The sequence below is a fragment of the Bacillus sp. ISL-46 genome (assembly GCF_018613205.1).
The window spans coordinates 184,305-206,563 of record NZ_JAGGQR010000045.1 but is presented as its reverse complement, the minus strand read 5'-3'; the positions used below and the strand labels follow the sequence as shown (position 1 = coordinate 206,563).

The window sequence follows — 22,259 nt, the reverse complement described above, 5'->3', positions numbered from 1 at the left end:
TTTACTGCACTGCTATTTCCTAACTTTCGCATGTATATTAAAGACATCTCGTTGAAAAATATGTGGTGAAAGGATAGGTGAAAACCTTGGATAAAACTTTGGGCTACTTAAGAGAAACTTTGTCAAATTACACTGATGACCATTCCGAAGGCAAGCATATTTACCGCAAACTATCGGAAGGTCGCTATGCCTCCGAAGGATCCTTTGTTCGAGATTTGAACCAAAAAGAAATTGCATTTTTAAATAGAATGCTGCCGAAAGAAATTAACTATGCAAAAGAAGAGCAAGATGAAAAAAGGGCTCACGAGCTAAATGAAGTGTTTGAGCTTTTATTCTGAGAGATTTACTTTATAAAAAAGATGGCAGGAAAAGGGAAATATCCTGCCATCTTTTTTGGAAATAATTCATTTTTCGCAAAATTATTTCCGAGGTAAGCGCAAGGTACGACAAAAGTACCATTCATCAACTCGGGATTTTCAGCATTATCTGACATGAAAATACAAGAAACACATCAAACTAATCGTGATTTTACCGCATTTTAGCCCCATAACGACAAATTGCCAATTTACGTCCAATTTCTACTATAAAGTCAAAGTTCCGCAAAAAAGAAGCCGATGTTTCCCAGCTTCTAATGGATGTCTTTTTTCTTAAATCTGCCACCACGTACCTCAGCGATATCCGCAACAGCTAGAAAGGCACTGTCATCATTTTCAGTAACAATTTCCTTCAATTTTGCTTCTTCAAGACGATTGATAACGCAAAAGATGACTTTTTTATCATCACCAGAATATGCGCCCTCACCATTGATATATGTGACACCTCGCCCCAGACGACTCATAATAGCGTCACCAATTTGCTTAGCATTGTCACTAATGATCCAAACGGATTTAGATTCATCAAGGCCAGTAATGGTAATATCAATCGTTTTGTAAGCAACAAAATAGGCAATAAGTGAATACATTGCACGGTCCCACGTAAACACAAAACCGGCACACCCGAGGATAAAAAGATTAAAGAACATAATAATTTCTCCGACGGAAAAAGGAAGCTTTTTATTAAAAAGAATCGCTAAAATTTCGGTACCGTCCAATGACCCTCCATAGCGAATCACTATGCCTACGCCTATACCTAGCACAATTCCTCCAAAAACCGTCGCAAGGAGAATATCCTGTGTAAAAGCTGGGACTGGATGGAGTAGAGTAGTTCCAATAGAAAGAATGAGAATCCCATAAAGGGTTGATAATGCGAAGGTTTTTCCTATTTGTTTATAACCAATAAAGAAAAAAGGTATATTAAGAATAAAGAGGAATATCCCTAATTTCCAACCTGTAACATACGAAAGCATAATAGAAATCCCAGTGATTCCACCATCAATTACATTGTTGGGAACGAGGAAAATTTCTAAGCCCACTGCCATCAGGGTGGCACCTAGAGTGATTAATAAAATGCGTTGCAGGATCTTTCTCTTTGTTAATCTCCGGTGCTGAATTTTCGCCATAATCTCTTCCTGTTGTTGAATTAAATTTAATTCTTGTATTCCTGACATTATCTGGCCCCTTTCAAAAATAATTTCCTACCTTTATTATAACGAATGATCAGTACTATTTATAATAAAATGCTTCTTTATTCTATACTCCTCGAATGAAAAAGAAGCTACCTCAACTAGTGAAGTAACTCCTTAATTTTATTAACACCTTAGGGGACCCAACCATAACATCAGCTGATAGATAATAAACTGAAATTCCCTTTTAGCAATCTTATCAATCTAAATGGAAACCTTTACCTTTCCCCGATGAGTGTTTGTTCCGTTGAATTCCATTAATTCACATGGAATTAATGGAATTCAAATTCCTAAAAGAAACAAATTCTCGGTTTGACACCGATTGCGACTCATTATTCCATCATTTGGGCTTCTAGGCTTCTTGGCAATTCATCCATTTTGAAAAAGGTTCAATATTATTCATATTGATAAATCTTTAACTTTTTCCTTTGATATGGTTGCTATGGAATACATAGATACCTATTATGAAAGGATTTAGTTTTAGGATTTAGCCTTTCCATAGAAGTGTGACAATCGCTCCACCAGCCGAATGATTTTAAAGGAATAACCTTATACCTTACTACTCTTTCACGAACGGAACGAACACAAATGGTTGAGTCTCCTAAGATGTTAACTTTTATTCTATCCTTTACAACTAAATTATAACATGGAATTTTTTGAATTTACGGACTACTTGTGTCAAAAATGTGAATTATTGGGTATTTAGGTTAATGAGTTACAGGGGATATTATAGAAAACTGAGTCCTTATGGAAAGGAATGCTCTAACCTATGATTAAAGCCATTAATACCTACGCAAAACCTTTTGAAACAATTGATGATCTTGACCCATTAATAGCCGCTATTGGTGATAAAAGATTTGTCCTACTGGGTGAATCTTCTCACGGCACTTCAGAGTTTTATACACTTCGTGCAGAGTTAACAAAAAGACTAATCAAGGAAAAAGGGTTTTCATTTATTGCTGTTGAAGGTGATTGGCCTTCCTGCCAAAGCATCAATCGATACATTAAAGGATTTAACCAATCGTCACAAGTCATTAGAGATGTGCTCGAGGATTTTAATAGATGGCCAACCTGGATGTGGGCGAACCAAGAAGTCATTGGGCTCATTGAATGGTTAAAAGAATATAATCACCATAATAACAGAGCCCAAAAAGTAGGTTTTTATGGTTTGGATGTGTATAGTCTTTGGGAAAGTATGGATGAAATTGTTCATTATTTAGAAAGGACCAATTCTCCCAGCTTTAAGGAGGCCAAAAAAGCATTTTCTTGCTTTGAGCCCTTTAATCGCAATCATGAATCCTATGCTGTTTCAGCCGGATACCTCTCTGAGAATTGTACAAAGGAAGCACTTGAACTTCTCGCATCCATCCGGAAAAACAAATGGAAATTCGATGACGACCAGGAAAACGGCTTGAATATGGAGGTAAATGCCATTGTTACAGCAAATGCAGAGGAATATTATAGGACAATGGTCACTAGTGATTCTAAGTCATGGAATGTTCGAGACAGGCATATGGTCGAAGCACTCAACTCAGTACTAAGATTTTATGGTGATGATGCAAAGGTAATCATATGGGAGCATAATACACATGTAGGTGATGCCCGGGCAACTGATATGAAGGATGAAGGAATGGTGAATGTCGGACAACTAATTAGAGAAGAAAACGGGGCCGATAATGTTTTTATTGTAGGGTTTGGTACGTATAGCGGTACGGTAATTGCCTCCACCGAATGGGGAGTTGACTTTCAAAAAACGGAGGTACCTCCCGCTCAACCCGGAAGCTGGGAATCACTTATGCATAAGACAGGGGCTGTAAATAAATATTTGATATTTACTGATCAGAACCGTCATGAATTTACAACAACGATTGGGCATAGAGCAATTGGTGTGGTATACCGGCCGGAATACGAACAATATGGTAATTACGTCCCATCGAAAATGGGGCTGCGATATGATGGATTTATTTTTATTGATAAAACAAATGCGTTGCATCCGCTAGTTCTAGAAAATATTCTTGTCTAATGGGATTTTCCAGATAAAGTTTCAGGGAAATTTAGAATTAACCCAAAAAAACATTAAATACATATCCACCCGAATAATCCACATACTATTTTTGTAATTTCATTTTATATCACGAAAGAAGGATTATGTAATGACAGTAGGAACTCAGGTAAAACAAGCATTAGCTGGACTAAAAAGTGCACAGGCAAGTTTTGAAGGATTCGCATTAGCAACTGATAACCAAAATGCAAAGCAGCTTTATCAACAAGCAGCCCAACAAACCCAGTCGGTTCTTGATAGTTTAGAACCACGTCTTCAAGAAATTTTGAACGAAGAACCACAATACAATCAATAAAAGCAGTTTTAGGTTGGCGATTCTGCCAACCCCTTTTTTCATTTGTTTAATCCCCACGAAAGGAAGTAATTTTGTGACAATCGCATCAAATGTCAAGCAATGTCTCTCTACCATTAAGGGAATCGAAGCACAATTGTCTTCCTTCGCCTTAAATTCACTCGATAAGGACGCTCAAGCTATTTTTCATGAAGCTACACTAACGATTGAAGAGGTAAAGAAGGATCTACAATACCGTGTTTTGGAACTTGAACGACATGAACCCCAATATATGGGTTCATAAAATTTTGAGGTGAGAAACTAATGCCAGATTGGATTTTTATCATAAGTCGTTCATTAATTTTTTTGGGACTTTTATTTATTACAACAAAAGTACTTGGAAAGAAACAAATCTCTGAGCTCTCTTTCTTTGAATATGTTGCAGGAATTACCATTGGAAGTATTGCCGGTGAAGTAGTTACTGGACTAGAAGCAAATGTATGGCATGGAATGTTAGCCGTCCTAATTTTCTTCTTGGTAACTTGGCTTGTTGACTTTGCCTCTCTAAAGAGTAAAGCTTTTCGTGATTTTGCTGAAGGTAAAGGAACCGTCGTCATTAAAGATGGGAAGGTCCTAGAAAATAATTTGAAAAAAGAAAAATATTCGATAGACGAACTTTCTGCGTTACTTCGACAAAAGGATATTTTTAGGATTGCAGATGTAGAATTTGCTGTGTTGGAACCGCGTGGAAATTTAAGCACACTTTTAAAAACAGAAAACCGTCCTTTGACACCTAAGGATTTACAAATGAAAATGGCGAAAGAAAAAGAACCACAAACAGTCATTATGGACGGGAATATCATTGATGAATCATTAAGATGTTCCGGAAAAGGCAGAGGCTGGCTTTATACAGAGTTAGAAAAACTAGATGTGACTCTTGATAATGTCTTCATAGGGCAAGTCGATTCCTATGGAGAGCTAACGGTCGATCTATATGATGATAAAATTCAAGTGCCAGCACCCGCTCAACGTCCATTACTCCTGGCTACACTAAAAAAAGTGCAGGCTGATTTAGAGATCTTTTCTCTTGAGACAGATTGTGATAAATCAAAAGCAATGTACAAGAGAAATTCAGTAAAGGTACAAGAAACAATTGACAAGCTTAGTCCCTATTTAAACGGTTAAAAAAGGTCAGGAACTACCAAAACAATCCTTATCAATCTAAATTGATAAGGATCAAACATTTCTAGGCACAGTTTTTTCAGGACTTTCACTGCGATGATTTTTCGGGTTACTTTTATGCGAAAAAAAGCTGTGCAGGATCATTCCGACCATTACCAATACCATACCAAACCAGGATAATTCATTCGGGAAAACAGTATTCAAAATTAACAATTCTCCTATTACTGCAAATAAAACCTCTATTGATTGCGTGGCCTCCACAGCAGCAAGCTTTTGCATATTTCCTCTAACAAGATCCGTTGCTTTAAAAAATAGAATGGTTGCAATCACTCCTGAGGTTACCGTAACAAGGCCTGATTGGACTATTTGTCCTTTGCTTGGTGGACCAACAGTAAATAAACCATAGACAGATAAAACAACCCACAATGGCAGACTCATATTGGCATCCCTAATACCCGTTGAAAGACATCAAGACGCCCTCCGCAAATATCCATCATTTTTCTGTTTCCAAGCGGATAGGCAAATGAAGCGATTAGTACCGGAAGGACGCCTAAGGCTATTGCAGCAATCGATATGTGATTTGCCTGTTCCAATTGCATCAGAATAATTCCTAGAAGGATGATTAATGACATCCCTAAACCTTTAAAAGGAATTCTCCGTTTTTTCTGGATTGGTCCTTTATCAGTCATAACCATTTCGTAAAAAAGTGGGGCCAGCAAGGAACCTGAGATGATTGTAACCTGCCATGTTCTTTTCATTACTTGTTGTTAATTTGTTTTTAGTAATCAGGTGCATACTACCATTTTTTAAAGCATAAAGTTTTTGGGATAAGGATGAAACTTTATTGTCCCCCCCTCGTAAAAATGGATGGAATGATTTTAAAAAAGTGAGGTTGATACCAATGTTTGGAAAAGTAGCCGCGGATATTTTGGGATTAAGTGATGTGGGTTCTGTCATTAAGCCGGAAAATTACGATAAGGTGGACGCAGATGATTATGTCATGCATGAAGACAATGAAAAAATTTATTTTCTTATCAAATCAAAGTCTGATGAATACTGTTTTACAAACAACGCCCTTATCCATTTAGATGGGACAAGTGCAACCAGCAAAAAGCGAATGCTCCACCGCTATAGTTATGCAACGAATAGAATTTCAGAGGTAAAACTCGAAACGGCCGGAACCGTTGACCTTGATGTAGAAATAAAATTTAAAATCGGCTCAGTTCCTTTCTCCATCGACGTTCATAAGAAACATATTGAAGAAGTTAAGGATTTATATAAAGCCTTAATCAAAATTTCAGAAATCTCACATGAAAATGAAATTTCGCTTCAGTTTGCTAAACAAAGCCTTGATGTCGCTTCCACTACTCTCGGTCGTGTGACAAGTGCAGACAGCAACTTGGTTGTTCAATTCAAAATGCTTAATCAAGCAGCCTTTCAGTGGTTAGAAGATAGCAAAAAACAATATATAGTAAAAGATTTTGGCTATGTGTTTGAAAAGTATATTAATAACTAATAAATTAAGTATGCGCATGAAAAATTATCATGCGCCTACTTTTTTATCTATAATCTATTAATACATCCTCCAATGGTAAACGTGTTGTATTGAAAGCAGGTGCTGCCGCCTTCCCTAGTGAAATCAACACAATTGGGAAAAGTCGATCGGAGACATTGAACATTTTCACGAATTTATCTTTATCAAATCCACCCATTGGAACGGTGTCATACCCTCTGTCTTTTGCAATTAACATCAACTGCATCGATACTAAACCAGCATCAAATGAGGCAATATTTTTCAAGACTTCTTCTGGAGCAAGTGGGTATGTTTTATTTGTACCTTCTATTAATCGATTCATATTAGCTTCGTCCATCAAACCAGCCTCGTATGCACTTCGATAGACTTTTTCCACACTTTTATACATTTCCTTATCGCCTAATACTGCAATAACGGCAGACGCTGTTTCTACTTGCTCTTGATTGTTGGCGATTGATCTTAGTTCCTTTTTCGCCTCTTGATCTTGAATAACAATAAAACGCCATGGTTGAAGATTACTAGAGGATGGTGCTTGTGTCGCTTCTTTTAGCATATCTTTAATTTCTTCTTGAGAAATATTGTATGTTGAATCATATTTTCTGACAGAGTGACGTTCTTTTATCACTTCAGATAAACTTTTTATTAATGTGGTTTGCATGAGAGATTTCCCCCTGTGAATTTTTAGCTTACTAAAAGTAAGTTCTAATTCATCTTACTATTAGTAAGTACCTATCGTCAAGTAATTCAAATATGGTATTATACAGTTAGAAAAGTAAAAAAGAGGGATTTTATATGAGTGAACCTAACCACCAAGATTGTATGACTCATTCTGCAGAGGAAATTAAACATATATGTATTAACTTTCATAAGGCAATCGAATTTATTGGCAAACGTTGGATGGGTTCTGTTATTTATACGCTTATGGAAGGACCGAAGCGGTACCATGAAATAATATCATCTATTCCAGGAATATCTGATCGTCTCTTAACCGAACGCTTACGTGATTTAGAAAATGAGGGATTGATTGTCAAAAACGTCATTACTACCTCTCCAAAAAAAGTGGAATATGAATTGACTCCAACTGGTAAAGAACTAGATGAGGTTATTCATGTGCTAATGAAATGGGTAAAAAAACGAGGGAAATCTCTGTGATTCACTGTCTCTATTTTAAATAAGGTTATGTTAAAGCTTATTGTTGATATTGGCACCCTGTTGACCTTCGTTCCAGGCGCGAAGACTCCTGCGTGCGGTTCCCCGGACCGCCCGCGAACCGCACGCACCTAGAACGGAAATCAACAGGCAGTTTAACAAAGCCTTAACTAAAAAAGGCTTGCATCTATTTGATAGATGCAAACCTTTTTTTATGGACTTGGCCGATGAAACAGCCCCATGACTTCAATTGTTTCGGTAATATTGACAAATGCTGATGGATCAACTTCTGAAATTAAGTTTTTAACTTCATTAAGTTCGTATCTAGAAATTACCGTTATCATTACGTTCCGTTGGTGATTAGAGTAGCCGCCAACCCCATCCATAATCGTCAAGCCTCGATACAAATTTGTCAGTAAATGATCTCTCATTTCTTCGCCCTTTTCTGTAATGATCATTAAAGTTAATTTAGCATGATCTGTATAAATTGCATCTACCACTTTACCTGTAACAAAAATGGAAACCAAGGTATAAAGAGCAGAATCCCAATCAAATAAAAATCCACTGATCAAGATGACGACTGCATTCATACCTGAAAGTAAAACACCAATCGGAAAATCCCTTTTTCTCGCGACAATCATGCCAATAATATCAAATCCCCCGGTCGATCCAGAACAGCGAAAAACTATTCCGACACCTAACCCGGTTAAAGCACCTCCGAAAATAGAAGAGAGAATCCTATCATCGGCAATGGCATGAACGGGAATTAAATAAAGGCCGATTGAAATAATTATTACAGCAAAGATGGAATTCACGATAAATCTTTTCCCTAACATTTTATAACCAATAATCAATAACGGAAAATTCAGCAGGAAATTTGCCACCCCTGTATTAACAGGCGAGATCATCCCTAAAATCATAGAAATTCCGCTCAATCCACTGCTTAATACTTCATGAGGGATTAAAAAAAGGTTAAAAGCAACCACAACAATTAGAGATCCCGAAATCATTCCAACAATCTGCATGGTAAAAATCCTCCTATGAAAAACAGGCAATTAATTCTATTTAAAAATAATACCGATTCTCTCTTTTAAAGTAAATTAAATAATTTATTAAAAAAAACTCAATTATCTGTCTATTCTAATTGATTGAATAAAGACTTCTCATTTCTGGAATAATATATTATTGACAATTATAAAATAATATTTATACTTTAGTAATATATTAACTATATATGATAAATCCTCATCAAAACCGATGAGGTAGAGGTCGCGGTTTTTATCAGTAAAGCGGACGAGATGAGAGAGACATCCCTGACTCCGTTTGAAAGGAAAAGCTGCCGAAGTGTGCTTTCATCTCTGAAAAAGCATGCTGGGGCTGTCTCCAAATAGGAACAGAACTGTCACGCTTAAACCTACCAGCTAAGCGTGTTGAGCTATCTTTCGGAAGGTATGATGCGGGGTATTTACAATGCCATCGATACTTCTTCGATGGCATTTTTTTATTCCAAACTCCTTCTCGAAAAAATTAGAAAAAGAGGAGTCAAGACAATGCAAACAGCAAGAGTATTAAAAGAGAGTGAATATACTAGTGACTTAACAATACAACAGGATCCAACGGAATTAAAACGAAGTTTAAAATCCCGTCACCTCACAATGATTTCCCTTGGCGGGACGATTGGCACTGGACTTTTTCTAGCTAGCGGCGGCGCTATCCATAGTGCGGGACCCGGCGGGGCAATCCTTTCCTACCTTGTTATTGGTATTATGGTTTACTTTTTGATGCAGGGCTTAGCAGAAATGGGTGCCTATATGCCAGTTGCCGGAAGCTTTAGTACGTATGCAACCAAATTTGTCGATCCTTCCCTTGGTTTTGCCCTAGGCTGGAACTATTGGTATAACTGGGCAATTACGATTGCTGCCGAATTAGCTGCTGTAACAATGATTATGAAATTCTGGTTTCCACATACGCCTTCATTCATTTGGAGCGGCATCTTTTTAGTAATCATGTTTCTATTAAACTATCTTTCTGTTAAAGGATTCGGAGAAGCAGAATATTGGTTTTCCTTAATTAAAGTTGTTACAGTTATTATTTTTATCGTTACTGGTACTTTAATGATCTTCGGCATCATGGGTAATGAAGCAATCGGCTTCAAAAACTTCACTGTTGGTGATGCTCCATTCCACGGCGGCTTTATGTCCATGCTGGGAATCTTTATGGCTGCAGGCTTCTCCTTCCAAGGAACAGAGCTTTTAGGTGTTGCTGCTGGTGAAACGGAGGATCCAAAGAAAGCTATTCCTCGTGCAGTGAAACAAGTTTTCTGGCGCATTTTATTATTCTATGTATTGGCTATACTAGTAATCGGACTGCTTATTCCATATACAAACGGGAATTTAGCAAATGGGGATATAACTGTTAGTCCATTTACGCTGGTTTTTCAAAAGGCAGGCATCGCTTTCGCCGCTTCAATCATGAATGCTGTTATTCTTACAGCTGTATTATCGGCAGGAAATTCAGGAATGTATGCATCCACTCGGATGCTTTGGGATTTGGCCCGTCAAGGCAAAGCACCGAAATTCCTTGGTAAATTAAACAAAAAAGGTGTTCCAGTCAATGCCTTAATTGCAACAACCTTAGTGGGAACACTCGCATTTCTTGCTTCCTTCTTTGGGGATGGAACGGTTTATGTATGGTTGTTAAACGCTTCTGGTATGTCCGGCTTTATCGCATGGCTCGGTATTGCAATATGTCATTATCGATTCCGTAAAGCATTTGTCGCCCAAGGTAAGGACCTTAGCTTGTTACCATATAAATCAAAATTCTTCCCTTTTGGTCCGCTCTTCGCGTTTGCCGTTTGTGGGTTTGTTGTCTTAGGACAAAATTATTCAGCATTCACGGGTGACCAAATCGATTGGAACGGTGTTTTTGTTTCATATATCGGACTGCCATTATTCCTTATTGTATGGCTAGGATATAAATTCACAAAGAAAACTAAGGTTATACCTTTAGAAAAGTGTGATTTAAGAAATTAGTTTGTTTAGAAAATAGCACGCGAAAATTTTCGCGTGCTATTTTCTTAATCCAATAAAAAAAACAGACTCAATTGAAGAGCCTGTTTTTAAGTATTACGCTTCCTTTTCCTCAGATGACCAAATGTATAAGTCTTCAATAGAGCAATTTAATTCTCTTGAAATTGTCATCGCAGTATTTAAGTTCATCACTTTTTTGGACAAGTAGTCGTTAAGCTGAGTTTGAGGAATACTTGTATTCCGTTCCAAACTTTCCAGGTCCATGCCGTTTTTTGATAATAAATCTTTGAGGTTACTTTTTTTTGCTTTATAATTTGTCAAAATGACACCTCACTTTTTTAAAAGCATAACACATTAAGTTCGTAATTGAAAGGAAGAAGGGTTTCCCCCTTTCCATCTTGGCTTATGTTATACTTAATTAGGAATAGGTAAAGGAGTGTGAAACATGAAAAGCTCAAACAATCTGTACAAAAACGGACAGTCAGTTAACATTAAAGAAACTGGCGAGGTCGTCACAATTTTAAAATCACAATATGTTAAAAACATGAAAAGATATTCTTATATCGTTAAGGAACATCCAGAAACATTCTTTTTTGAAGAGGAATTAAAGGTTCTTTAATAAATAAAAAGGAGAAGGCCGATTCTGTGAATCAGCCTTCTCCTTTTTAAATTTGTTTTAAAACTCGGCATTTCCAGTTGTTCTCGGGAATGGAATGACATCTCTAATATTAGTCATTCCAGTTAAGTACATAATTAAACGCTCAAAACCAATACCATAACCAGAATGTTTCGTACCGCCATATTTTCTTAATTCAAGGTACCACCAGTAATCTTCTTCATTCATACCAAGATCATTAATTTTCCCAGCCAAAATTTCTTCGCGTTCTTCACGCTGGCTGCCGCCAATCAATTCACCAATTCCTGGGACAAGTAAATCAGTTGCCGCTACTGTTTTGTTGTCTTCATTTAATCTCATATAGAAGGCTTTAATTTCTTTTGGATAGTCTGTTACAAATACTGGGCGTTTGAATACTGTTTCACTTAAATAACGTTCATGCTCGGTTTGCAGATCAAGCCCCCACTCTACTGGATAGGCAAAAGTTTCTCCGGACTCCCTTAATATATCAATGGCTTCGGTATATGTCACACGGCCAAAGTCTGCTGTGTAGGCATTATTTAGACGATCCAATAACCCCTTTTCGATAAAGCTGTTAAAGAAATTCATTTCTTCAGGGGCTTGTTCAAGTACATAGCCAATCACAAATTTCACCATTTCTTCAGCCAAGTCCATGATATCTGGAAGCTCAGCAAAGGCAAGTTCAGGTTCTACCATCCAAAATTCCGCTGCATGTCGAGCAGTGTTAGAGTTCTCTGCTCTAAACGTTGGGCCGAAGGTATAGACATTCCGGAAAGCTAAGGCAAACGCCTCAGCCGAAAGCTGTCCGCTAACAGTCAAATTAGTTTCCTTGTTAAAGAAATCCTTGGTTAAATCTGTTTTGCCTTCTTCATTTTTTGGAGGATTGTCCATATCTAGTGTTGTCACTCGGAACATTTCTCCTGCACCTTCTGTATCACTGCCGGTAATAATTGGTGAGTGAACATAGACAAAACCTTTATCTTGGAAGAATTTATGCAATGCATAGGAAGCAAGTGATCTCACACGAAAAACAGCTGAAAACGTATTGGTTCTTGGTCTCAAATGGGAAATTGTTCTTAAATATTCAAACGAATGCTTTTTCTTTTGTAAGGGATAATCTACATTTGACGAACCTTCTATCACGATATTAGTTGCTTTAATTTCAAAGGGCTGCTTCGCTTGAGGAGTATAAATAAAGTCTCCTTCAATCCTAATGGATGAACTAATTGGTAACTTTGCAATATCCTTAAAGTTCTCTAATTGCTCATCAAATACAATCTGCACCCCTTTAAAAAAGCTGCCATCATTTAATTCAATGAACCCAAAAGTTTTAGAGTCGCGAATCGTGCGAATCCATCCAGATAACTGGACTTTTTGTTCAATATAGCTTTCCGTATTTCTGTACAAATCCTTGATTAAGGCCTGTTTCATTGGTTTTCCTCCTAAATCTTATGTAAAAAAGTAAAAAACCTTCCATCCCTTTTGGGACGAAAGGTAAAATTCACCGTACGATCATCGTATTTCTTTTATCCCTTCAATATTATATAAAATACCATATCAAATAAGCAATTTTCAACAAAATTTCCGGTATGAAAGAGATTTATTTTAGTTTTTTGTAGATTCTTTTGAAAACGTGTCATTTTGAGTACAAAAATGGGCAGAGAGCCATTCTTGGCGGTCAAGTAAGGCTGCTTTGCAATTGGTAAATAGATGATCGGTATCATACCAGATGATTTTTTTGGGAGAACTTGCAGCAGAATAAAAAGTGGCAGCATGGCCATGTTCGATAAATTCGTCATTTTTGGCGAATTGGAAGAGTAATGATGCCGGCGCAGCATTTTTTACATAGTGGATGGCATCTAATTTTCTAAGACTTGAAATAAAATATTCAAATCTTTCAGGCGGTAAAAAGCTGCGAATGATGGCTGCGATTGGATGTTCACTAGTCAGTTGCCACTCTGAAGCCTCCCCATACCCTGATATTAAGACAAACGTTTTAATGAGCGAATCAATTCCTGAAATTACCCCGCCACAAGCCGCTCCAAAACCGTGGCCAACAAAAGCAATCCGGGCTTCATCCACAATCGTAAGCTTACTAAGTAGTGTAACTCCCATCCTAATATCCATTATAGTATGAATGTATTCTTGAATATCCGCTAAGGCTTCAATTTTTTTTGTGAATTTTTTCCTATCAAGATCGTCCGGTTGACTATTCCTACCGAAAAGCGGTGCTTCAATTAGGAGGGAAATATAACCTTTTGTTGCAAGCAATTTTGCTTCATGAAAAAATGTTTTTCTATTTCCTTGACTAGGGTGCATAAAAATGACAGCAGGAAATGGTCCTCCCTTGTTAGGAATAAAAAGAAAGGCAGGTATCCTCCTATTGAAAAGGCTTTCATAATTGACATCATAAATAGAATAACCTTCTTTTGAAATAGATGAAATCACCTCAAATCCTGCTCGTGTTTCTACATCGTAATCAAACATTCTTTACCGCCCCCGCGAAGATTCTTTTTTACTAATTTATTTGAATTTTCAGATTAATAGAACGAATAAATCCATAAATCTCTTATCCGTACAATATCCCTTAAGTTTTTTAAAATTTTCAGAATAATAGCAGGAAAAACGTTGCTTATCGTCGAAATAGTAAAAAAATGTTTATACTTGATTTAAGAGGAGTGTTTGATGTGGACAAGATCACATGTATTGCCTACCTTTTATACAAGTCATCTACGAATCAAGACATTAGAGAAAAAGCTATCCAATTATTGAATGGAGATGTATCAATTCGTGATTTAAAAAGAAATATATCTATTCAAGCCAATCTGGTCATCGCTGAATCGTTCCTGAAAAAGAATAAAATCGATAAAGATCAAGTTCAGCAATTTGCTGAGCAATTTATGTATCAAGAAATTTAAGGTATCCATTTTGGATAATTATCCAATTTGTTTTTCATAACACAAAATACCAGTTCCATTTTGTGTTGTTGCAGTACTATAATAGATAAATCCTAATGATTCCCAAAAGCGTTGAGCCTTTTTATTTTCTTTTAAGACACCAATTCTAACACACTTCATTCCTCGTTTAAGCATCTCATGTTCGTATGCTGCAAAAGCTTGTGCACCGAAACCATAACCTTGATAATCACTATGAAGCAGTAAAAGACCAAGCCAGGGGTAATGGTCCTTCGGATTTTCTAATAAGTAGTCAATTATTCCAATATAGGTGTCATCAAGCTTTATAAATGCACTGTTAGTATTAGGATTTAAGAATTCTTCTTCCATGTCAGCAAGTGTTCTTGCCTCTTTGCCATTTTCAAAAATATTATATTCTGGATTCGAGTTTATCATTTCGAGTGCAATAAACAATGTTGCTTTTGTTACCTCTTCAAAATGCATTGAATTTGTTTACCTCCCTATTGTTTTTATAAAACAATTATATCAAAACTGAAAGTTTTAGTAACATTTGTCGAAAAAATATCGTCATAATTATTTAAATTACTTAATACACTGAATCGTTTTGTAATTTATGACTACACTTTTTACTAATAATTTAAACATAGAAAAGGAGATTCAATTATGGTACAAGTAGAAGTAACAGTAACCTTCGAAGGAAAAAGCTATTTAACGAATGTCATTGCTAATCGGGAAACATCCGATGATGAATTATTCCAACTTGCATTAGAACAAGTTCAAAAACAATGGAAAAAATAATATAGCAAAAAACAGCGGAAATGGATTCGGCTGTTTTTTAATTTTTTCTAGTTAGGTTATGAATTTGGCGCAAATGCATAGTACTTTTAACATAGCCTAAACTTAAAGAAGCTGTGTGCTCAGGTCATCGAGACATACAGCTTCTTTTTCATTAGCATTTACTTGGTTTTACAAGTGTGTAGGTATCTTTAGGAGCAACCTCCATTAGCGGACTAATCCTAGATGTTGCGATCATGTGAAGTTCATGCATGGCCCTTGTGCAGACGGTATAAAATAATTTGCGTTCACTTTCTTTTTTATATTGAGAACAATCGTACAAAATAACGGCATCAAATTCAATTCCTTTCGCAAGATAGGAGGGAATAACGAGAATTCCTTTCTCATACGAAATCGTTCCTTTTTCAATTAGATGGAGCGATACCTCGTTCTTGAGCGCTTCAAAGGCCCTTTTGCTCTCATCGGCTGTCCTGCAGATTACAGCAATGGTTCGATGGCCATCATTTTGAAAATCTTTAATTGTTTTGATTATTGTTCGCGTAATTTCATCGGGTTCTATTTCAGTAACTAACGGCTTCCTGCCCGTGCGGTTAAAGGGTTCAATATTTTCTCCACCCTCAATCAACGCACTGGTAAAGTTAACAATCTCTTTTGTCGATCGATAGGTTTTTGTAAGGACAAACGATTCTATTGTCTCTCCCGAGATATTTAGGTCAGATAAAACCGTTTCTGCACCAGTGGCACCAGAAAATATCGCTTGATTAAAATCACCGAGTAAAGTCATTTTGCTAAAAGGAAATAGCTTTTGTATAAAAGCAAACTGGAAGGGTGAGTAATCCTGTGCTTCATCAATAAAAATATGACGAATAGTAGATTTGGACTTACGACCTTCAATTAAATCCTGGAGATAAACATATGGTGTGGCATCTTCATAAGGAATTTTCATATCCTTTAATTTCTTCACTGTCTTCCTGCAAATTTGGTCCCAATCAACAGGTAAGCGTTCACCCATATTTTCAGCTTGCTTAAAAAGTTGGTGATAAATTTTGGGAGAATCAATAAACCGCAAACTTTTTACTCTCGCAAATATTGGCCTGAATTTTTCTTTTACGACCATTTCAGCAAGGAGTTTTTGCTCCTGCTCAAAATCATCAAATGTATTTTCCGAAAATTGATTTTTTTCCTGAAGTTTTTTGAAGGCCTCCATAAAGGCTTCTTTATCGAGAAATTGGACTTCTTCCTCCACCCAGCTTCTCGAACGCTCTTGTCTAACCTTCCGCTTTAAATCTCTTAAAAGCCATTCCTTTACAAGCTGCATGCGGTTGGGTATGCTAATGCTTTCTTCTAGTGAATAAAAATAATCATGGATCTCCTTTTTAGAAATCAATACATCTCCTCTAAATATTAAATCCCTAAAAATTAGACCCCTTTTCGTTAATCCATGCGCATATCGATCAATGATATTTTTATATTCAAGACTTGCTTTAAAACGAATACCTTCAACTCTAAGTTTATATTCCTTTTCATCATCATATTCACTTAACAAATATTCCATTTGCGTAAAGGCGTCTTCCACATTAAATTCTTTACCTAATCGAGAATGTAAATATTCCTGAAAGGTGGATTGCTGCATATTTTCTTCACCTAACTCTGGTAAAACCGTTGCTACATAGCTATTAAACAAAGGGTTAGGTGAAAAAAGCATAATATTTTCTGAATTCAATGTCCCTCGATAACGGTAGAGCAAATAAGCAACCCGTTGCAGGGCAGCAGAAGTTTTTCCACTTCCTGCTACACCTTGGACGATCATAATTTTCGCCTGCTCATTGCGAATAATTTCATTTTGCTCTCGTTGAATAGTAGCAACAATGCTTTTCATTTGCGTACTCGCGTTGTTTCCAAGAACCTCCTGAAGCATTTCATCTCCGATGGTTACCCCTGTATCAAACATCCCTTTAATTTCTGAAGCCCTAATAATAAATTGACGTTTTAAGTTCATTTCCCCTTCTATCGTTCCTTCAGGGGTACTATATCTGGCAGGACCAGGTGAATAGTCATAATAAAGGCTAGATATAGGGGCACGCCAGTCATAAATCAAAAAATTTTCATCCTGTTCATCCATTAACGATGCAATTCCTAGGTATACCCGGTCCTCTGCTTCTTCCCCGTTTTCTAAAAAATCAATCCGTCCAAAGTATGGGGAATACTTTAACCTTGATAGTGTATTGAGATGTTTATCCAAATGTCTATGGGTCCGCTCACGTTCTGAGAGCAGTTCGGCCTGTTGTTTGATACTCGCTGCTGTTTCTATCATATCATCAGGTTCATCCATATTGACGGTTACATCTTCCCAAAATTCTTTACGTATCTCGAGAACATCAGAACTTACCTTTCCAGCATTTAGCTTTAATTTATTTATCTTTTTTTCGATTTCATTTACAACCGTGGTCACTCTTCTTTGTTCCATTTTCAAGCCTGTGCTCTGTAAATCGCTCATCAAACCACTCCCCAGATAAATGTTTTGGTCATTTGTTGACAATCGAATAAAATCGTGTTAATGTTATAATAGGTAGTTTTCAAGTAATTACATCAATAATTATTTATGCCAAATATCATCTTATCATGCTCCTCCTACATTTTCAAGGAGATTTTTCAATGCCATTAACAAACGCCTTCAGGGGCGTTTTTTTTATTGTCCTATCTAAGTTTATGTAATCCTCAATTTTCTTCCTATCCTTCTTCCTGTAATCCGCAAACTTAAATATATTCTCATTGAATTATTTAATTCGGCCAATCCTAAATACTTATATAGATAGTATTGGAAAAAATTCAAAAAAAATTTATAAAATCTAATTGACAATATGTTTGCTCACAACATATAATTTATCTTGAATTAAGTTATTTTGATTTCAAGATAAACGAATTAAACAAACATACTGGAGGAGAAATAAAATGAAAAAAACTAAATGGGCTCTTGATGCATCACACAGCAGTGTAGATTTTTCTGTTCGTCACATGATGATCGCAAACGTGAAAGGTACTTTCAACAAGTTTGACGCAACGATTGATGCAGATCCAACCGATTTAACAACTGCAAGCATTGAATTTTCAGTTGATACTGCAAGTGTAGACACTCGAAATCAAGACCGTGATGGACACTTGGTTTCTGCAGATTTCTTTGATGCAGCTAATCACCAAACAATGACTTTCCGCTCTACTAAAATTGAAAAAACAGATGACGGCGAATACAATGTTACTGGTGATTTAACACTACGTGGTGTATCAAAACCTGAAACATTTGCAGTTACTTTCGAAGGTCAAGGAAAAGATCCATGGGGAAATGAAAAGGTTGGATTTAGTGCAGAAGGTACGATCAATCGTTCTGAGTATGGCCTAGTTTGGAATGCGGCACTTGAAACTGGCGGCGTCCTTGTTGCTGACAAAGTAAAAATCAACTTACAAATTCAAGCAGCTAAAGCTGAGTAATTAAGATAAATCAAACACATTAAGTCATTTCAGGCGTGAATTCACATCGAATTCACGCATTATTTTTTTATAGAATAGACCCATTGTAAATTAATAGATTAGTCCAATCGGCTATTTTCATATATGATATAACCTTTTTCAAAAAAATTAAAATCGCTGTCGAAAATAATTCAAAAGGACTAAAACTTATCTGAATTAACAGAAAATTAAGGAGATAATCCTATTGTTTTATTTCAATTTTCGAAATATTATTTACTAGCAAGCCAAAAAAATTAGGGGGAGTTTTATGAAGAAACTATTAAAAACAGGTCTATCCACCGCAATAATGGCTGGTACATTGTTTGCCGGTTTTCCGGGCAACTATGCTAGTACATCGGGTGGAGTTCTAGCAAAAAGTCCAACCACTAATTCGCATTCTTATGGTTCACTAGACCTATCGGTAGTAAATGAAGATAAATTACTAGATGCCCTTATTAAACGTGGTGTTATCTCAAAGGGAGCATCTACTGCTGAAAAGCAAAGAGCATTACATAAGTACATAGAATTGAAGGGTAAAGAGGATAAAGTAAAGACATCTGACCCTTTAGCTGCAAAAGTAAAAGCTGGTGATGCAGAAAAACAAAGGAAATTTAAAGACTTCAATAAAGGTCTTTTAAAAGGAAATGGTAACAAAAATGGACAGTTGAAAGGCAATCCTGATCCAGTTAAAGAAGGGACTTCACCTGGAATTCAAAGACAGGGCAAATTACTAACATTAACTGTAGAGTACTCGGACATTGCACATAATAATATAAGGAAGGATGAGACTGATAACTATTATTCTGACTATACTCTACAACACTATGAAGATATGATTTTTGGTAAAAACGGAGTTAAAGGGCCTAATGGTGAAACATTTGTATCCCAAAAGCAATATTATGAACAACAATCTGGTGGAACATATACGATAAATGGACAAGCGTATGGTTGGCTAAAAGTTCCTGGAACTGCAGCATTTTATGGAGCTGATAGTGCTACTGGACATGACAATGTAACCCCAGGTGGATCAAAACAATTGGTTGTCGATACTTATAAAGCTGCACTAGCTGCAGGAATCCCCTTGGAAGATTATGACCTAGAGGATCCACATGATTTTGATAGTGATGGTGATTTCTGGGAGCCAGATGGATTAGTTGACCATCTTCAGATTATTCATGCTGGTATGGGCCAAGAAGCTGGTGGTGGTTCACTAGGAGATAAAGCAATCTGGTCACATCGTTCTGCAAAGTTTGTTGATTTAGACGGTTATGATGAATCAATCCAGCATCCAATTGGAAAACCAGGATTCTACGATTACACAATGATGCCTGAAGACGGAGCTACCGGCGTATTCGCACACGAATATGGTCATGATTTAGGGCTTCCAGATGAATATGATACAATCTATTCCGGTGCTGACGAACCGATTGGATATTGGTCCATTATGTCAGCTGGATCATGGGCAGGAAAAATCCCAGGTTCAGAACCAACAGGCTTCTCTCCTTGGGCAAAGCAATACTTCCAATCTACATTGGGTGGAAAATGGACTGCCCCTACATCTGTAAACTGGGAAGAAGTCTCCACAAAAGGAACACAGTTCTTACTCGACCAAGCAAATTCACCACTTGGGAAAAATAATCAGGCAATTCGAGTAAACTTACCGAAAAAGAAAACCCCTGTTAACACACCTGCTTCTGGAAGCTTTGAATTCTGGGGCGGGCAAAAAGATGAAATGGATACAAATATGGTAACTGATGTAGATTTAACTGGGAAAAATTCTGCTACATTAACATTTGATGCCTGGTATGATATTGAAGAGCAGTGGGATTTTGCTTTTGTTCAGGTTTCTACTGACGATGGTGCTACTTGGAACTCACTAGGGAATTCTAATACTCGTTCGGATGTTGTAGCTGAAGGTTACCCTACTATCTTGAATTCAATGCCTGGTTTCTCAGGTAATTCTAATGGGTGGCAGGCACAATCTTTTGATCTATCAGAGTACAAAGGTCAAAAGATTAAACTTCGCCTTCGCTATGCAACTGACTGGGGTACATCAAATATTGGTTTCTTCGCAGATAATTTAAAGGTTGTTGCTGATGGAGTAACAGTAGTAGAAGATGGTGCTGAAAGCCCGACCTCTCCATTTACATTAAATGGATTCTCGAAAATGGATGGAAATAAACTCACAGACCATTACTACCTTCTCGAATGGCGTAACCATCAAGGTGTTGATTCAGGCCTTGCCAATATTAAACGTGGTAACACATTAATGAGCTATGATGGCGGTTTAGTTGTTTGGTATGTGGATGACAGCTATACAGAAAACTGGACTGGTGTACACCCAGGAAATGGTTTCCTAGGTGTAGTAGATGCCCATCTATCAAAGGATCTGAGATGGCTTTTAGCTGCTGATGGATCTACTCCTGAAGCAAGCACTCGTTATCAAATTGCGGATGCAGCTTTCGGCTTAAATTCTACTTCAGGATTAAACCTAAATTATCCAGGTGTACAGACATTAACTGCTCCAAGTCAAACTGCTGTATCGTTATTCAATGACAGCAATTCGTTTTTAAATACCTTCTTACCTGATGCTGGTCGGGATATCCCGCACTATGGACTTAAAGTTCGAGTTAACGGACAATCCAAAGACAAATCTGTTGGCTCAATCGTAATATATAAGTAATTAAATGAGTTCCACCTTCTTACTTTAGAAGGTGGGATTTTTTTCATATCGACACTTCGAGCGGTCTTCCTATGGAGAAATATAAACTAGTTACTTTTTTATAAAATTTAGATGGCTGATACGAAAATTAAGTTTTTTGCTTTATGAGGACAGGTTTTACATTTTCCCACTGATTTCTGTCTTCATGAACACTTCATGAGGACAAATTCTATACTTTCCCTCTGATTTCTGTCTTCATGAACACCTCATGAGGACTAATTTTATACTTTCCCTCTGATTTCTGTCTTCATGAATGTCACATCAAGATAGATTTTTATATTTCCCTTGGCTTCATTAGAAAAAGGCTGATTCGAAAACCGGCCTTTTTTTCCCCTAAGGACGAATAATCACTCTAGTCCCATTTGGTACCATATCCGCCAGCTGCAAAACATCCCGATTATACATTCTCACACAGCCATGGGAAACGGCTTTTCCAATCGAACTTGGGTCGTTTGTGCCGTGAATCCCGTAACCTTGTTTGGAAAGTGAAAGCCACAACACTCCAAATGGTCCCCCTGGATTATACTGCCGATTTACAATCACAAAATCACCTGTTGGAGTATTCGTCAACATCTTCCCTACCGCGATTGGAAAAATTTTTGCTAGCCTTCCATTGTTATATAATGTAAGTCTTCGTTTTCCGACAGAGATTTGAATGGAAAAGGGTATAGTAGTGGGTTCTGGCAGACCTGGAATTTGGATTTTTTGGCCTACATGTAATTGCCCGACCCCAGGATTTGCTGCGTGAAGTCTACGGAGACTTACGCGATAATTAGCAGAGATAATCCCCAGCGTTTCGCCAGGCTTAACTATATGAATCATACGATCCCACCTTTCTTCTGATAGCATATGACCATACAAGTTTGTGGTTGCCTTATTTAGAATAGGTACTGATATC

General features: G+C 37.0%; 22 protein-coding genes, 1 pseudogene and 1 riboswitch. Of the genes and pseudogenes, 13 read left to right on the top strand and 10 right to left on the bottom strand.

Going from position 1 to position 22,259, the window contains the following annotated elements:
* Positions 1–86: 86 nt before the first annotated feature.
* A complete protein-coding gene (locus J7E67_RS21605; protein WP_214712238.1) occupies positions 87–338 on the top strand; it encodes a sigma-G-dependent sporulation-specific acid-soluble spore protein CsgA in 252 nt (83 codons plus the stop codon).
* Between the two features lie 290 nt (positions 339–628).
* Here the strand turns inward: J7E67_RS21605 and J7E67_RS21600 are convergent, their stop codons facing one another.
* A complete protein-coding gene (locus tag J7E67_RS21600; RefSeq protein WP_374223935.1) occupies positions 629–1,498 on the bottom strand; it encodes a YitT family protein in 870 nt (289 codons plus the stop codon).
* An 832-nt stretch (positions 1,499–2,330) separates the two neighbouring features.
* Between J7E67_RS21600 and J7E67_RS21595 the strand changes: the two genes are divergently transcribed.
* The 4 genes from J7E67_RS21595 to J7E67_RS21580 all read left to right on the top strand — a co-directional run bounded on the left by J7E67_RS21595 (position 2,331) and on the right by J7E67_RS21580 (position 5,079).
* Positions 2,331–3,584: an erythromycin esterase family protein gene (locus J7E67_RS21595; protein ID WP_214732804.1), complete on the top strand. Its 1,254-nt coding sequence runs from the start codon at positions 2,331–2,333 to the stop codon at positions 3,582–3,584.
* Between the two features lie 130 nt (positions 3,585–3,714).
* Positions 3,715–3,918, top strand: a complete 204-nt coding sequence (locus J7E67_RS21590) for a DUF1657 domain-containing protein (RefSeq protein ID WP_088088548.1) — start codon at positions 3,715–3,717, stop codon at positions 3,916–3,918.
* Between the two features lie 73 nt (positions 3,919–3,991).
* Positions 3,992–4,198, top strand: a complete 207-nt coding sequence (locus J7E67_RS21585) for a DUF1657 domain-containing protein (RefSeq protein WP_088088549.1) — start codon at positions 3,992–3,994, stop codon at positions 4,196–4,198.
* Between the two features lie 20 nt (positions 4,199–4,218).
* Positions 4,219–5,079, top strand: coding sequence for a DUF421 domain-containing protein (locus J7E67_RS21580; RefSeq protein ID WP_214712222.1), 861 nt, complete (start codon positions 4,219–4,221; stop codon positions 5,077–5,079).
* A gap of 51 nt (positions 5,080–5,130) precedes the next feature.
* Here the strand turns inward: J7E67_RS21580 and J7E67_RS21575 are convergent.
* A pseudogene (locus J7E67_RS21575) lies at positions 5,131–5,837 on the bottom strand (DMT family transporter); the annotation flags it as partial.
* Between the two features lie 140 nt (positions 5,838–5,977).
* Here J7E67_RS21575 and J7E67_RS21570 point away from each other — a divergent pair.
* Entirely contained in the window at positions 5,978–6,592 is a 615-nt protein-coding gene (locus J7E67_RS21570; protein ID WP_088090510.1) for a PH domain-containing protein, read from the top strand.
* 43 nt (positions 6,593–6,635) lie between these two features.
* Here the strand turns inward: J7E67_RS21570 and J7E67_RS21565 are convergent, their stop codons facing one another.
* Positions 6,636–7,268: a nitroreductase family protein gene (locus J7E67_RS21565; RefSeq protein WP_214712220.1), complete on the bottom strand. Its 633-nt coding sequence runs from the start codon at positions 7,266–7,268 to the stop codon at positions 6,636–6,638.
* 134 nt (positions 7,269–7,402) lie between these two features.
* On the opposite strand from J7E67_RS21565, the gene J7E67_RS21560 reads away from it, so the two are divergent.
* Positions 7,403–7,762 (top strand): winged helix-turn-helix transcriptional regulator, encoded by a 360-nt coding sequence (locus tag J7E67_RS21560; protein ID WP_251026908.1) that lies wholly within the window; start codon positions 7,403–7,405, stop codon positions 7,760–7,762.
* A gap of 209 nt (positions 7,763–7,971) precedes the next feature.
* Here J7E67_RS21560 and J7E67_RS21555 read toward each other — a convergent pair whose 3' ends face one another.
* The gene (locus J7E67_RS21555) at positions 7,972–8,784 is read right to left on the bottom strand and encodes a YitT family protein (protein ID WP_214712219.1); all 813 of its coding nucleotides are present in this window, start codon (positions 8,782–8,784) and stop codon (positions 7,972–7,974) included.
* 230 nt (positions 8,785–9,014) lie between these two features.
* Positions 9,015–9,205, top strand: a riboswitch (Lysine riboswitch).
* 104 nt (positions 9,206–9,309) lie between these two features.
* On the opposite strand from J7E67_RS21555, the gene J7E67_RS21550 reads away from it, so the two are divergent.
* Complete coding sequence (locus J7E67_RS21550) at positions 9,310–10,791, top strand: amino acid permease (RefSeq protein WP_251026907.1); 1,482 nt, start codon at positions 9,310–9,312, stop codon at positions 10,789–10,791.
* A 93-nt stretch (positions 10,792–10,884) separates the two neighbouring features.
* Here J7E67_RS21550 and J7E67_RS21545 read toward each other — a convergent pair whose 3' ends face one another.
* Complete coding sequence (locus J7E67_RS21545; RefSeq protein ID WP_214712215.1) at positions 10,885–11,109, bottom strand: helix-turn-helix domain-containing protein; 225 nt, start codon at positions 11,107–11,109, stop codon at positions 10,885–10,887.
* A 124-nt stretch (positions 11,110–11,233) separates the two neighbouring features.
* Between J7E67_RS21545 and J7E67_RS21540 the strand changes: the two genes are divergently transcribed.
* The gene (locus J7E67_RS21540) at positions 11,234–11,407 is read left to right on the top strand and encodes a hypothetical protein (RefSeq protein ID WP_168244701.1); all 174 of its coding nucleotides are present in this window, start codon (positions 11,234–11,236) and stop codon (positions 11,405–11,407) included.
* Between the two features lie 57 nt (positions 11,408–11,464).
* On the opposite strand, the gene asnS is transcribed toward J7E67_RS21540, so the two are convergent.
* The gene (asnS, locus tag J7E67_RS21535) at positions 11,465–12,856 is read right to left on the bottom strand and encodes an asparagine--tRNA ligase (protein WP_214712214.1); all 1,392 of its coding nucleotides are present in this window, start codon (positions 12,854–12,856) and stop codon (positions 11,465–11,467) included.
* A 174-nt stretch (positions 12,857–13,030) separates the two neighbouring features.
* Positions 13,031–13,912, bottom strand: a complete 882-nt coding sequence (locus J7E67_RS21530) for an alpha/beta hydrolase (RefSeq protein WP_214712211.1) — start codon at positions 13,910–13,912, stop codon at positions 13,031–13,033.
* Positions 13,913–14,112: 200 nt separating this feature from the next.
* Between J7E67_RS21530 and J7E67_RS21525 the strand changes: the two genes are divergently transcribed.
* Positions 14,113–14,343 carry a hypothetical protein gene (locus J7E67_RS21525; RefSeq protein WP_214712209.1) on the top strand — a complete coding sequence of 77 codons (231 nt, stop codon included), beginning with the start codon at positions 14,113–14,115 and terminating at the stop codon, positions 14,341–14,343.
* Positions 14,344–14,361: 18 nt separating this feature from the next.
* On the opposite strand, the gene J7E67_RS21520 is transcribed toward J7E67_RS21525, so the two are convergent.
* On the bottom strand, positions 14,362–14,823 hold the full coding sequence (locus J7E67_RS21520; RefSeq protein WP_214732803.1) for a GNAT family N-acetyltransferase: 462 nt from the start codon (positions 14,821–14,823) through the stop codon (positions 14,362–14,364).
* Positions 14,824–15,003: 180 nt separating this feature from the next.
* Here J7E67_RS21520 and J7E67_RS21515 point away from each other — a divergent pair, with 180 nt between their 5' ends.
* Entirely contained in the window at positions 15,004–15,138 is a 135-nt protein-coding gene (locus J7E67_RS21515; RefSeq protein ID WP_214732802.1) for a BA3454 family stress response protein, read from the top strand.
* A gap of 151 nt (positions 15,139–15,289) precedes the next feature.
* On the opposite strand, the gene helD is transcribed toward J7E67_RS21515, so the two are convergent.
* The gene (gene helD / locus J7E67_RS21510; protein WP_214732801.1) at positions 15,290–17,632 is read right to left on the bottom strand and encodes an RNA polymerase recycling motor HelD; all 2,343 of its coding nucleotides are present in this window, start codon (positions 17,630–17,632) and stop codon (positions 15,290–15,292) included.
* Positions 17,633–18,087: 455 nt separating this feature from the next.
* Between helD and J7E67_RS21505 the strand changes: the two genes are divergently transcribed.
* Positions 18,088–18,621 carry a YceI family protein gene (locus tag J7E67_RS21505; protein ID WP_214732800.1) on the top strand — a complete coding sequence of 178 codons (534 nt, stop codon included), beginning with the start codon at positions 18,088–18,090 and terminating at the stop codon, positions 18,619–18,621.
* A 286-nt stretch (positions 18,622–18,907) separates the two neighbouring features.
* Entirely contained in the window at positions 18,908–21,322 is a 2,415-nt protein-coding gene (locus tag J7E67_RS21500; protein ID WP_214732799.1) for an immune inhibitor A domain-containing protein, read from the top strand.
* Positions 21,323–21,694: 372 nt separating this feature from the next.
* On the opposite strand, the gene J7E67_RS21495 is transcribed toward J7E67_RS21500, so the two are convergent.
* Positions 21,695–22,183 (bottom strand): L,D-transpeptidase family protein, encoded by a 489-nt coding sequence (locus J7E67_RS21495; RefSeq protein ID WP_214732798.1) that lies wholly within the window; start codon positions 22,181–22,183, stop codon positions 21,695–21,697.
* Positions 22,184–22,259 lie beyond the last annotated feature (76 nt).

Bases quoted from the DNA above. Each gene is read 5' to 3' on its own strand.
- J7E67_RS21505 (WP_214732800.1), top strand. From the start codon at position 18,088: ATGAAAAAAACTAAATGGGCTCTTGATGCATCACACAGCAGTGTAGAT.
- J7E67_RS21565 (WP_214712220.1), bottom strand. From the start codon at position 7,268: ATGCAAACCACATTAATAAAAAGTTTATCTGAAGTGATAAAAGAACGT.
- J7E67_RS21600 (WP_374223935.1), bottom strand. From the start codon at position 1,498: ATGGCGAAAATTCAGCACCGGAGATTAACAAAGAGAAAGATCCTGCAA.
- J7E67_RS21570 (WP_088090510.1), top strand. From the start codon at position 5,978: ATGTTTGGAAAAGTAGCCGCGGATATTTTGGGATTAAGTGATGTGGGT.
- J7E67_RS21540 (WP_168244701.1), top strand. From the start codon at position 11,234: ATGAAAAGCTCAAACAATCTGTACAAAAACGGACAGTCAGTTAACATT.
- J7E67_RS21530 (WP_214712211.1), bottom strand. From the start codon at position 13,912: ATGTTTGATTACGATGTAGAAACACGAGCAGGATTTGAGGTGATTTCA.
- asnS (WP_214712214.1), bottom strand. From the start codon at position 12,856: ATGAAACAGGCCTTAATCAAGGATTTGTACAGAAATACGGAAAGCTAT.
- J7E67_RS21550 (WP_251026907.1), top strand. From the start codon at position 9,310: ATGCAAACAGCAAGAGTATTAAAAGAGAGTGAATATACTAGTGACTTA.
- J7E67_RS21520 (WP_214732803.1), bottom strand. From the start codon at position 14,823: ATGCATTTTGAAGAGGTAACAAAAGCAACATTGTTTATTGCACTCGAA.
- J7E67_RS21555 (WP_214712219.1), bottom strand. From the start codon at position 8,784: ATGCAGATTGTTGGAATGATTTCGGGATCTCTAATTGTTGTGGTTGCT.
- J7E67_RS21515 (WP_214732802.1), top strand. From the start codon at position 15,004: ATGGTACAAGTAGAAGTAACAGTAACCTTCGAAGGAAAAAGCTATTTA.
- J7E67_RS21495 (WP_214732798.1), bottom strand. From the start codon at position 22,183: ATGATTCATATAGTTAAGCCTGGCGAAACGCTGGGGATTATCTCTGCT.
- J7E67_RS21560 (WP_251026908.1), top strand. From the start codon at position 7,403: ATGAGTGAACCTAACCACCAAGATTGTATGACTCATTCTGCAGAGGAA.
- helD (WP_214732801.1), bottom strand. From the start codon at position 17,632: ATGAGCGATTTACAGAGCACAGGCTTGAAAATGGAACAAAGAAGAGTG.
- J7E67_RS21590 (WP_088088548.1), top strand. From the start codon at position 3,715: ATGACAGTAGGAACTCAGGTAAAACAAGCATTAGCTGGACTAAAAAGT.
- J7E67_RS21500 (WP_214732799.1), top strand. From the start codon at position 18,908: ATGAAGAAACTATTAAAAACAGGTCTATCCACCGCAATAATGGCTGGT.
- J7E67_RS21595 (WP_214732804.1), top strand. From the start codon at position 2,331: ATGATTAAAGCCATTAATACCTACGCAAAACCTTTTGAAACAATTGAT.
- J7E67_RS21580 (WP_214712222.1), top strand. From the start codon at position 4,219: ATGCCAGATTGGATTTTTATCATAAGTCGTTCATTAATTTTTTTGGGA.